At 61.9% G+C, this 11,565-nt stretch carries 9 protein-coding genes; 1 reads left to right on the top strand and 8 read right to left on the bottom strand.

What is annotated here, in order from left to right; all coding sequences use genetic code 11:
- Positions 1–7 precede the first annotated feature (7 nt).
- On the top strand, positions 8–1,027 hold the full coding sequence (gene meaB, locus R4P64_RS17025) for a methylmalonyl Co-A mutase-associated GTPase MeaB (RefSeq protein ID WP_051730336.1): 1,020 nt from the start codon (positions 8–10) through the stop codon (positions 1,025–1,027).
- A 115-nt stretch (positions 1,028–1,142) separates the two neighbouring features.
- Here meaB and R4P64_RS17020 read toward each other — a convergent pair whose 3' ends face one another.
- From R4P64_RS17020 to R4P64_RS16985, 8 genes are all read right to left on the bottom strand, one after another.
- Positions 1,143–3,767: a LuxR C-terminal-related transcriptional regulator gene (locus R4P64_RS17020; RefSeq protein ID WP_317821886.1), complete on the bottom strand. Its 2,625-nt coding sequence runs from the start codon at positions 3,765–3,767 to the stop codon at positions 1,143–1,145.
- Positions 3,768–3,945: 178 nt separating this feature from the next.
- Positions 3,946–4,896 carry a sulfite exporter TauE/SafE family protein gene (locus R4P64_RS17015; RefSeq protein WP_033232063.1) on the bottom strand — a complete coding sequence of 317 codons (951 nt, stop codon included), beginning with the start codon at positions 4,894–4,896 and terminating at the stop codon, positions 3,946–3,948.
- Between the two features lie 231 nt (positions 4,897–5,127).
- Positions 5,128–6,162, bottom strand: coding sequence for a nucleoside hydrolase (locus R4P64_RS17010; protein WP_033232062.1), 1,035 nt, complete (start codon positions 6,160–6,162; stop codon positions 5,128–5,130).
- Positions 6,155–6,631: an OsmC family protein gene (locus tag R4P64_RS17005; RefSeq protein ID WP_033232061.1), complete on the bottom strand. Its 477-nt coding sequence runs from the start codon at positions 6,629–6,631 to the stop codon at positions 6,155–6,157. Before R4P64_RS17005 ends, R4P64_RS17010 begins: the two co-directional genes overlap by 8 nt.
- A 31-nt stretch (positions 6,632–6,662) precedes the next feature.
- A complete protein-coding gene (locus tag R4P64_RS17000; protein ID WP_317821885.1) occupies positions 6,663–7,967 on the bottom strand; it encodes a CoA transferase in 1,305 nt (434 codons plus the stop codon).
- An 18-nt stretch (positions 7,968–7,985) separates the two neighbouring features.
- A complete protein-coding gene (locus tag R4P64_RS16995) occupies positions 7,986–8,864 on the bottom strand; it encodes a 3-methyladenine DNA glycosylase (protein WP_116103253.1) in 879 nt (292 codons plus the stop codon).
- 3 nt (positions 8,865–8,867) lie between these two features.
- Positions 8,868–9,956, bottom strand: a complete 1,089-nt coding sequence (locus R4P64_RS16990) for a hemolysin family protein (RefSeq protein WP_033232058.1) — start codon at positions 9,954–9,956, stop codon at positions 8,868–8,870.
- Positions 9,949–11,331 (bottom strand): hemolysin family protein, encoded by a 1,383-nt coding sequence (locus R4P64_RS16985; RefSeq protein WP_317821884.1) that lies wholly within the window; start codon positions 11,329–11,331, stop codon positions 9,949–9,951. Before R4P64_RS16985 ends, R4P64_RS16990 begins: the two co-directional genes overlap by 8 nt.
- Positions 11,332–11,565 lie beyond the last annotated feature (234 nt).

The following is an 11,565-nucleotide window of genomic DNA, read 5'->3' as shown; positions in this document are numbered from 1 at the left end:
ACTGAAGATGGCACAGCCCATCGACACGCCGACGCCGGCTGCTAGGCCATCTGTTGATTCCCTTGCCGAGGCCGTGCGCGCAAATCAGCGCGCCGGCCTCGCCCGGGCGATCACCCTCGTCGAATCCACACGCGACGATCATCGGGCGCTCGCGCAGCAACTACTGCTGAAGTTGCTGCCTGAAGCCGGGGGAGCGCACCGCATCGGCATCACCGGCGTTCCCGGCGTCGGCAAGTCGACGTTCATCGACGCGCTCGGCATGTACTTGCTGGGCAAGGGACATCGGGTTGCGGTGTTGGCGGTCGATCCGTCGTCCACCCGCACCGGCGGCTCGATTCTCGGCGACAAGACGCGCATGGCTCGGCTTACCGTCGAACCGAACGCGTACATCCGGCCATCACCGACGTCCGGCACGCTCGGTGGTGTTGCCAAGGCAACCCGCGAGACCATCGTGCTTCTCGAAGCTGCCGGTTTCGACGTCATCCTGGTGGAGACAGTGGGTGTCGGGCAGTCCGAAGTCACTGTTGCCAACATGGTGGACTGCTTCACGTTCCTGACCCTCGCTCGTACCGGAGATCAGTTGCAGGGCATCAAGAAGGGTGTTCTGGAACTCGCAGATCTGGTCGCGGTCAACAAGGCCGATGGCAAGCATGAGCGCGAGGCGCAGGGCGCTGCCCGCGAACTTGCGGGAGCGCTTCGTCTGATCTACCCGCACGACGCTATCTGGAAGCCGCCCGTCATCACGATGAGCGGTCTCGAAGGTCTTGGCCTGGACGAGTTCTGGGGAACTGTCACCAAGCACCGTGAGGTGTTGACCGAAGCAGGTCAGTTCGAGGAGAAGCGTCGGAAGCAACAGGTCGACTGGACCTGGACGATGGTGAACGACCAGCTGCTGCGCCGACTTTCGGCCAACGAGCACGTTCGCGCGATTCGTGCCGATGTCGAACGAAGCGTACGCGAAGGATCGTTGACTGCGGCGTTGGCTGCTCAGCGGATTCTGGACGCATTCGACGGAAGCGACAAGTAGCACTAGAAGTCAGGCACGGTCGTTGCGACTCCTCATTTTCGAGGAGGTGCAACGACCGTGCTGTTTCTGCAGGTGCGGTGCACAACAGAGTCCGTGAGACGACCGATGTCGAACGTCAGAGGAGCTGTAATGCATGTGCCTTCGCCAGTGCCTCGTCGCGATTGTGTGCGTCGAGTTTCTTGTACAGGGAACGCAATTGCGACTTGATCGTGTTGGCGGAGACATGAAGTTGCCTGGACATCGAAACGGTGGTCATGCCGAGGGCAAGTAGTGCGAGGACCCGTTGTTCTCCACCGGTCAGGATGACAATGTGCACGGACTTCGGAAACGATTCCGGGGTAAAGACTTTCGTAAATTTCTCGAGTGCCTTCGATTGCGTGGATGCGGCCGCTTCCAGCTTCTCGATATCTTCGGCGGCGATGGTCGAGAAGGGGCGCAACAGTCCGGTCTGGTCTGCGATAGCGCAGGCGTAGGACCACGCCTCGATTGCACGATGATGCTCACCGAGTTCCGAATGTGCAACTGCTTGAACCAGAAGGGATTCCATCTGTGCGCGCGGGTACGGCTCGCCCTTCCACTGGTACTGATTGCACAGGATGATCGCCGATTTGTCCTGGCCCATACGCTGTCGGACGCGTGCGACCGACACCAGGGTCCACGGGTTGTTTCCAGGATCGGCGATGCCCTCTGCAAGTGACGCGGCCTGGTTTCCTTCGCCGAGGGCTAGAAGTAGATCGATCTCGGTGGACAGCATCAGTGGCTCGGCAATGGACGTCGGATTGCACTGCGCGGAGTGGGCAGCGACTGTTCTGCGCAGCAACGACAACGCTGAGAACGCGTCACTGTTGCTGAGGGCGAACTGACTGCGGGCGTAGACGGTGAACGCCCAGAATTCGTCCGCATAGAGTGCATCGTTCTCGGTGGGGTGCCCCAGTTCGGTCAGTGCCCGTTCGGCATCTTCGAAATCGAGTGAATCGAGGGACACCAAGGCGTCGGCCGTTAATCCGGCAACCTTGACCTGGGATTGCATCTTGATCTCGACGTTTCGATGTTGGTTTTCGAGATCCAACCATTGCCGTGCGCGGCGCAGTTCACCGACTACCGCCCAGTTCAGCGCCGCTGTGCCGGCGGCGCTTCGCGCGATGTAGTCGATGCGCTGCGATTTCCCGCTCCAGTAGGCCATTCGCGCTAGGCCTGTCGATTCGGCAAGTCGGCCGTTCAGTTGAAAGGTGATTGCCCATTGCGCTCGCATGGTGGAAAGTCGATCGCTGATGTCGTGCCGATCGGTCTCGGTGATGTAGCGGCTCAGTTCGATCAGACGCACGGTGACATCTGCAGCGCGATCGTATTCGCCGACGTGCATGAGCATCAGAGCCTGGATGCAACCGATGGTGAGAGCTGACACGGCATCGGCACTCGCCCCGAGTTCGCGTAACTCATCAGCCGAATCGGGGAGTGAGGTCCCGAAGGTCACCTGCTCGTCGGGATGTTGCAGGTACAGATTGCGTGCGGCCCGGAAGCTCGAGTGCTTGTCGGTGGACTCGGGCGGAATCTGCTGGAAGGCAGAGCGAACCAACTCGAGATTGTCCGCGATCATCGTCGCCCAGTGCTTGTCGAGAATGTCGATTGCCAGCGCCCAGTCCTGTGCCTCGACTGCATAATCGAGCGCAGACGCGTGTTGTCCGGCATCGAGTTGAGCGCGCGATAGGTATGACAGGCGAGCGGCCGGATCACTTCCCCCGGAGGGTTGGGACGTCAGGATGGATTGTCGGATCGCCGGTGCCAGTCTCCAGGTTTCCACGACCTCGGTGTCGACATACGAGAGAACCCCGGCAGCTTCGAGCGCAATGAGTCGATCCCGAATGCGCTGAGAGGATTCGGAAGATTCGAGCAAGTGCATGACGGCATCAACGGTGAGCTCACGGGCTGCTGCCGTAGCGACGACAAGATCGTAGTGTCCGACCAGGTGCGCCTCGGCCGCGATAGATTCCTGGGTGTAGTGCTGGATCACTCGTCGTAGGTTATGCCGGAGAAGGTGTTCGCGTCCGACCTGAGTTGGAAGGTTTTTGAGTACCGAAATCGAACGGCGTACCAAAACTGGCAACCCGCCGGTCATTGAGTAAATATGTTCGATTTCGCCGGGAACGATATGTGCACCGGAACCTTCGAGAACGCTCGTCGTATCCTCGAGCGTGTAGAGAAGGTCGTGCGCGCTGATCGATTCCTGATCGAGATCGAGCAAATGCGGTTCGGGGAACACGGTGCGCCCCGTCAAGGTCACAACGAGATTGACGCATCGGCAATACTTGACGAGGTCGGCGAGGCTTTCGTCCAACTTGCCATCCACTTTGTCCGGCCTGATCAATACAAGAATGACCGGGCGCGAGTTGTCGCGGAGCATCCGAACTATCGCGGTGAATGGGTTTTGCTCTTGCTCGATCACAGGATTCGGAAAGACAATTCCGGCGCTGACGAACCTTTGCAGCGCGTGTGCCCAGTATTCACGAGCCGTCATGGATGGAGCGGGCTCAGGGATCCAGACGGAAATGCGCTCAGTCGCGCGAATGGTGCGCAACCACGAGGCGACCAGGGTGGATTTCCCGTAACCGATCGGTGCGCGAATAATGGTCAGCGCGGCATATTTATCGAGTTTCGTGAATTGCGGCTGGTGCGAAATCGACTCGGGGTGGGCGCGCCGGTCAGGAATTGACGACCAATTGTGGCGGTCCTTACCGATCACCAGAGCGGACTCCTTACATCGGCAGCTTTCGCGCCATGTGAACGGTTTGTCGTTTACTACCGTTTGTTCACAAGGATCCTAGCCGGTGTTAATCGGGTGAACGAGGGATATTCCGACTTCGTCGTCTTTCTTCGTTGAATGCCGGTTCGTAGACGGGATCGCTCTTCGGCAGCTGAACTTATCGCTTCTCGGGCGCGACCGTCGGCTCCGTGATTTCTTTCTCGACGGCCAGTTCGATACCGGCGAACTCGCCTTGGGCTTCGGCTGCGGTGAGCTTGGACCGCTGCCACGCGTAGACCAGCAACGCGGCCCAGGCGCCGATGATTGCGACGTATCCGAGCACCGTCACAGCGCCGGTGATGTCGAAGGACTTGAACAGTTTCTGCGTATTGGTCAGCACGATCACACCGCCGACGGCAGTGCCGAGCAAGGTGGCGGGAACTCTACTGACCAGCCAGGCGGCGGCTGGAGCTGCGATGATTCCGCCGAGTGCCAGGCCGGCGACAACCAGGAGATTACCGGCAGATTCGCGGCCAAGCCCGACGAGGAAGCCCAACGACGCTGCTGATGCGACCAGGAACTCCGACGCGCTGACCGAACCGATCACGGTGCGCGGAGCAGTTTTGCCACGCGAGAGCAGGGTGCTGGTGGTGATAGGGCCCCAACCGCCGCCCCCGGAGGCGTCGATGAATCCTCCGAACAGACCGAGCGGGGATAGGAACCGAGCAGTGTGCGGTGTGCTGCGAGCATGGGCGGTCGCGGGTGGGCGGACCGAGAAACGCAGCGCGACATAGACACCGATCGCGAGGAGGATTGTCGCCGTAATGGGGACCGCTGCTTCGGTAGACAGGCCGGACAAAACCGTCGCACCGGCAAATGCGCCTATTGCACCCGGAACACCGAGCTTGGCGACCAACTTCCAGTCGATGTTCTGGAACTTCCAGTGCGACAGACCCGAAGCCAAGGTAGTTCCGACCTCGGCAAGGTGCACAGCGGCACTGGCCTGGGCAGGCCCGAGCCCCCCGATCATCAGCAGGGTGGTTGCGGTGACACCGAACGCCATTCCGAGTGCGCCGTCGACAAGTTGAGCGCCGGCACCGACAAGTGTGAACAACAGCAGGTTGAACATGAGAAGACAGACTCCGAGCGAAGAAGCGACAAAGTCAGGGGTGCAGGCAGCGAGAAATCGCCGCTCAGCAACACGCCTGATCGAAGCATGCGCTACGACGAGTGGGCCAGAACGCCATCAATCCGAGCGCGAATGCCGGCGAGGCATCGGAGCTGGATATCTGCACGGTGGGGTCCTTTTATCTCGTTTGTGGGTTCTGTTCCTAGCGAGCATAACCGTTGACAGCGAATTTCAACCCACGGCGCGAGCGAACCGTCCCACCCGTTGGACAAGTTCATCGAAGAACTTCACCGGATCAGTGCTGATGGCGATGTCCGCATTGGGGTCACGTTTCCAGTGTCCGACCCAGTCGGCGACGGTGGTTCCGATCAGAAGTGGGCTCTCGGTTTCGACATCCACGGTTGCCGGCCTCAGTGTGGCCATCGTCGGGTCCAGGGCAATCGCAGCGGCAAACGGGTCGTGCATGTGCGCGAGGAATCCCTGGTCGTACTCCCGATGAAACTCCATGTAGAACCGGATGGCGTCGGACAGGTGCCGGATGACGCTGTTGGACGCGGCGCTGCGGACGTCCGGTCCGTCGTCCGGGGAAATGATCTCGGCCGGGGTGCTCCCAGCCGCTTCGGCAAGCCGACGGACGTGTTCCGGGAACATCTCGATCGACTCGGTGACATTGAGTCCACAAATGATCGGGCGCCGGTGCGCCGGGACACCGGAAAACGCGTCGAACACTTCCTTCGCTGCGTGTGGGTCGACGGAGACGTTCCATTCGGCGGTAGGCGTGGTGTTTCCCGGGTAGTTGAACGATCCGCCCATCACGACCAATCGATTCAGCAGACGTGGGAGGTCGGGCTCGATCCGGATCGCGAGGGCAAGGTTCGTCAGGGGACCGGTCACCAGACCTGTGATCTGACCGGGATATTCACGAACCAGGTCCACCCACAATTCGGTGGCGGTACGTACCGACAACTCTCGCCCGGAATCGGGGAGTACCGCATGACCGATACCTTGCGGTCCGTGGGTTTCCTCGGTGGTCCGTAGCGGGATCACCAGGGGCACGGTGGCGCCCAGGGCAACCTCGATGTCGGGGGCTCCGCACAGCTCGAGCCAATTGAGATTGTTTGCCGCGACCTGTTCCACAGGGACGTTTCCGGCGGTGCTCGCGATCCCGAGAATCTCGGCTTCGGGGCTGGCCAGCAGATACAGCAGGGCCAGCGAGTCGTCGATGCCCGTGTCGACGTCGACAATCAGCTTGTGACGGTTATTCATCAGTAGCCGCCACAGTGGTAGGCGCGTTCAGGACAGGGAAGTTCACGGACCGCGCGATGAAGCATTTCGCGTGAGCGGGGCCGTGTAGAGCCTCAGCCTTGTCGACCATCGATGCGTCGGACACCAAAACCGTTGGATGCAAGGTTACTTCGATGAACTGGCCGTCACCATCCGCCTCCTCGATCATCGTGCCGACCGGCTGATCTGTGTAGTCGAGCACAACGACTCCGGCAGCGGCCGCCAGTCCGAGATACCAGAGCATGTGGCACTGAGCGAGCGATGCGACCAGCAGTTCTTCGGGGTTCCACCGCTCCGGGTCGCCACGAAAAGCGGGATCGGAACTGCCGAGGAGTTCGGGTTTGCCAGCAGCTGATACGGAATGGTCCCGCGAATAGGCTTGTGAACTGGATGTTCCGGTTCCCAGATCGCCTGTCCATTGCAGATCCAGGGTGTACGTATGCGACTTCACATGTCCATCTTGCCCTGTATGCGTCACTATCTCAGCGCGCCCACGCGGCAACGTCGTTGCCCCACTTCTGTGCTGGTCGCGGATAGTCGTCGAACTCGGCCAGCGCCGGCCGCGCGGTGGTGACTTCACCATGTGTGACAACAACATCTGGCCCTGGCGCCTCGGCCGGCCCAGGTTGCAGGGTTCGGCCCGGAGCATCGAGCAGTCGGACCCCGGTCCGAGCTAGTGCCACGTCGACATCGCGACCGAGCCCGTCCTGTTTCCGCAAGGTCAGCGCGTCCACGACGGCGGCCGCGAGGAAGTACCCGGTTGCGTGGTCGAGCGCTTGGGCCGGGAGCGCACCAGGCTTGTCACCACCTTCGAGGAACGAGATACCCGACGCGGCTTGCACGATGGAGTCGAATCCGCGTCGATCTGCCCACGGTCCGTCCCAGCCCCACGCACTGACCCGTCCGTGAATCAAGTGCGCGGGGAGTTCGTGCCCGATGAGTGCCTCGAGAGCGCCTGGCCGGTACCCGGTCACCAGCACGTCGGCGGCGTCGAGAAGTTCGCGGAAACGTGCGGAGCCTTCTTCGCTCTTCAGGTCGAGAAGTGCCGAACGCTTTCCGTGCCCCGTATCCAGGTGCTGCCATTCGATCTCCGGCATGCCTGGGGGATCCAGGCGCAGGACGTCGGCGCCGAGTAGAGCCAGCGCGCGTGTTGCGACAGGTCCGGCAATGACGCGGGTGAGGTCCAGAACACGCAATCGGGGCGAATGCGTGGGTGATCCTTCGGTGTCCCGGACTCGGATGGTTACGAGCGGCGCCGACCGCGCTGTGGCGTACTGCTCGCTCAGACGCCATTCGTTCTCGGTACGGACACGGACAGCGATAGCCCCGGCGTCTGCGGCGCGCTGTTCGACCTCGATGGCGTCGATCGCGGATATCCGTTGCACTACATCGTCTTTGGTTGCGCTGGAACCCAGTTCGAGGATGGACAGTAGTCGGTCGCGGTGGTGCGGGTAGTTGCCGTGGGTGCGGACCCAGCCGTCGCGGGCGGCAAAGAAGCCCGAGTACGCCGAGAACGCGTCGACGGGTTGTCCGCCTATCCGCAGGAGTCGGTCACTGGAGAAGGACGCGGCGATGCGTTCGGGATCGAGGGTCCATGGCGTGCGATCAACCAGTGGCGAGCGGTCTATCGCCGACGCAAATGCGGCCACTGATCCGGCAGCGAGGTCGAACACCGGTAGGTGCGCCGAGAGGTAACCCCCGGACTCGGGACAGGTGATCGAGGAGTGGACGTGCGCTCCGACATCGCGCTGGTACTCGTCCAGATAGAACCCGTAACCGTGCTCCATTCGATGCCTTTCGGGAGGTCAGCGACCGAGCAGGTCCCGGCACCGTTCGGCCAGCGTAGCGCGCAGCGGGGCGGCCCTCTCCGCCAACTGCTGTTGCTGCCGCACGTATTCGGCACGGCCAGCCGGTGTTTCGATGGCTATGGGGGAGTATCCGTAGTCGCGCAGATCGTAGGGACTGGCGCGCATGTCGAGTTCACGCGCCAGGAGTGCGTGCTCGAAGCAGGCCATCACCAGATCGGAATCGACGAGCGGCAGAAGTTTGAAGCTCCATTTGTAGAGATCCATCCCGGCGTGCAGGCATCCGGGCTGCTCGTAGTCGATCTGCGTGTCGCGAATCAGGTTGAGCGCATTCTTCGGAGCCGCGTCCGGAGTGAAGAAGCGGAACGCGTCGTAGTGAGTGCATTTGAGGGGCAAGGATTCCACTACGGCGTCGGTACCCGCGAATCCCAGTCGCAGCGGAACAGACTGATGGCGGATCGCTTCCTCGCCGCCCCGGTACACCATCGCCCACTCGTGCAAACCGAAGCAACCGAGCACAGCGGGGCGCGAAGAGGTCTGATTCAACAGATTCCAGACGAATTCGACCGTGGGCAGTCGACGCTCGAGCACGGATCGATCGACGCTCGCGCAACCGGATTCGTCGACGCGATACCCCGAGAACTCTGCGTACTCGGATCCGGCCTCCAGCGCTACGCCGTATCCGGGGTGCCAGCGTCGAAGCTGCGCGGGCTTGAAGTTGTAGTACGTGAACAGGAAATCATGCACCGGGTGAGAAATACCGGCACTGCGACGCGCCCGGTGCGGCCCGACAAGCTGCTCCACTTTTTCGAAGTGCAGAGCTTGCCGAGCCGTCCACTCGCTATGTGCGAGTGCGAGTGTTTCCACCGAACGTGTCATGGATCAGTTGTTCCGTTGTCCCGGAACAGCATCGGTTCCGCGGTGAGTGCCGTCGCGGACGGTGCCGACGTACTCCTCGAGGAGGTCTTCCAATGCCACGATGCCGATGACAATGCCGTCGGCATCGGTGACGGCACCGAGGTGCGAGCTGGCGCGGCGCAGGCCTGCCAACGCTTCGGCGAGCGGCGTGCTGAGCGGAACGACGGGCAACGGACGGATATCCGACGTGGGTACGACGGTATCCGGCCCGGCAGCTTCGTCGAGAACCTCGTCGAGCACGTCCTTGAGGTGCACGTATCCGGCCAGAGTGCCGTCGGCAGCTCGGACGGGGTAGCGCGAGTAGCCCGTTTCGATGACGGCCCGCTCGATGTCGCCCAGCGTGGTGCCGGTCGGGGTGAGCGGGATGGTCCGCACCTTGTCGAGAGTGATCAGCACTTCCGACACCGTGCGATCGGTCGATTCGAGGGCCTGCTTCAACCGGCGGTGCTCTTCGGCGTCGATAAGCCCTTCGGAGCGGGATTCACCGATCATCGCGGACAACTCCACCGCCGAGACGGTGACATCGAGTTCGTCCTTCGGTTCGACTCGCAACAGACGCAGAATCCCGTTAGCGCAGATGTTGTAGAACGCAATGATCGGGCGCGCGATCTTGATGAACGCCAGGTGGATCGGCACGAGAAGCATCGCAGTCTTCTCCGGACCAGCCAGCGCGATGTTCTTGGGCACCATCTCACCGAGCAGGATGTGCAGCACAACCACCAACGACAGTGCGATCGCAAACGAAATCGGATGCAGCAATCCGTCCGGCAGGCCGGCCGCTTCCATCGGCACCTCGAGGAGATGCGCGATGGCGGGTTCGGCGACCTTACCGAGAAGGATCGAACAGATCGTGATGCCGAGCTGCGCCGCGGCGAGCATGAGCGACAGGTTCTCGCCGGCCTTGATGACGGTGAGTGCCCGCTTCTTGCCCTGGGCGACCAACGCTTCGAGTCGGTCGCGGCGAGCAGAAATCAGCGCGAATTCCGCGCCGACGAAAAACGCGTTGCCTGCCAGCAGTACAACGGTGAGGAGAACGCCGAGAAGGTTATTCATCGTCGGACTCCTTTGTGCGCTCTGCTGCTGATTCGGGTTCGACATCACCGGGGACCGGAGTGATGGTCACGCGGTCGATACGACGGCCGTCCATCGAGGTGACTCGCGCAATCCATTTGCCGCGGTGATCGCCGGACGCGTCGACGTCTGGCAATGCCACTTCGTCGCCCTCGTCGGGGATGCGTCCCAATTCGGTGAGTACCAAGCCGCCGAGGGTGTCGTAATCGCCTTCGGGTGCGGTGTACCCGGTAGCTGAGGTGACTTCGTCGATGCGCAGGAGCCCGGAGCAGGACCATCCGTCGCCGACTCGCTGGACGTCGAGTTCAGGTTCGTCGTGCTCGTCGCGCACGTCGCCCACGATTTCCTCGATGAGGTCTTCCATGGTGACGATGCCGGCGGTTCCGCCGTATTCGTCGACCACGAGTGCGACCTGCATGCCGTCCGAGCGGATGCGTTCCATGACGGCGTCACCGTCGAGGCTCGACGGGACAACCGGCACGCGCTGGGCGAGGCTGTCGACTCGCGTCGTGCGTCGGCGCTCGGCGGGAACCGTGAACGCGTGTTTGATGTGGACAACTCCGACGGTGTCGTCGAGGTCGCCGCGAACAACGGGGAACCGCGAGTAGCCGGTACGGGACGCCGTCACGATGAGATCGGCGACTGTATCCGACAACTCGAGTGATTCGATCTTCACACGCGGTGTCATGAGTTCTTCCGCTGTGCGGTCACCGAACTGCAACGACCGGTTGACCAGAAGTGCAGTGCCCGCGTCGATGGAACCACGCTGCGCCGACGTGCGCACCAGCGAGCCGAGCTCCTGCGGGGAACGTGCCGAGCGCAGTTCCTCGGCAGGCTCTATGCCCAGGCGCCTGACGATCCAGTTGGCGGTTCCGTTGAGACCGTTGATCGCCCACTTGAAGACCAGCGAGAAACCGGCTTGCAAACCGGCTGTGGCGCGGGCCGTCGGCATCGGCTTGGAAATCGCCAGGTTCTTGGGGACAAGCTCACCGAAAATCATCGAGAACGAGGTCGCGATAACCAGGGCGAGGATCAATGACGTTGTGGACGCTGCTGATTCGCTCAGCCCGACGGCCTTCGCGACCGGAGTGATGAACCGGGCGAGAACAGGCTCGGCCAGGTAACCGGTGATGAGTGTGGTGATCGTGATGCCGAGCTGCGCACCGGACAACTGAAACGAGAGCGTCTTGTGTGCGTGCTGGACCTGACGCGAACGGAGGTCGCCGTCACGAGCAGCTTCGTCGACGGTGCTGCGCTCGAGCGCGGTAAGTGAGAATTCTGCCGCCACGAAGAGGGCGGTGCCTGCGGTCAGTGCGATGAAGCCGAGCAGGCTGAGAATGGTGAATGCGATGTCCATCGATCATCGCCACCCAAGGGGAGAGCGAAGTGCGCCGGGTTTGTCTCCCGGCTCGCTAGAGGAGCCCTCCGAACCAGCGGAATCAGATGATTCCTCGGATATGACGACGGGTGTTGCGCCGGGTAAGTGTGTGGGTGCCTCGGGCACCGGGTTCCTCTCGTCGGGCCGATGACTTCTCGGCTTTAGCGGGCTCGGTCGGGTTGCCGATTGGCACCCGACCGAGTTTCATTTGTT

Source organism: Rhodococcus sp. IEGM 1366, assembly GCF_033142425.1.
Lineage (GTDB): Bacteria > Actinomycetota > Actinomycetes > Mycobacteriales > Mycobacteriaceae > Rhodococcus_F > Rhodococcus_F globerula.
Note: the sequence above shows the minus strand (reverse complement) of the source record. Positions and strands in the feature narration are given on the sequence as shown.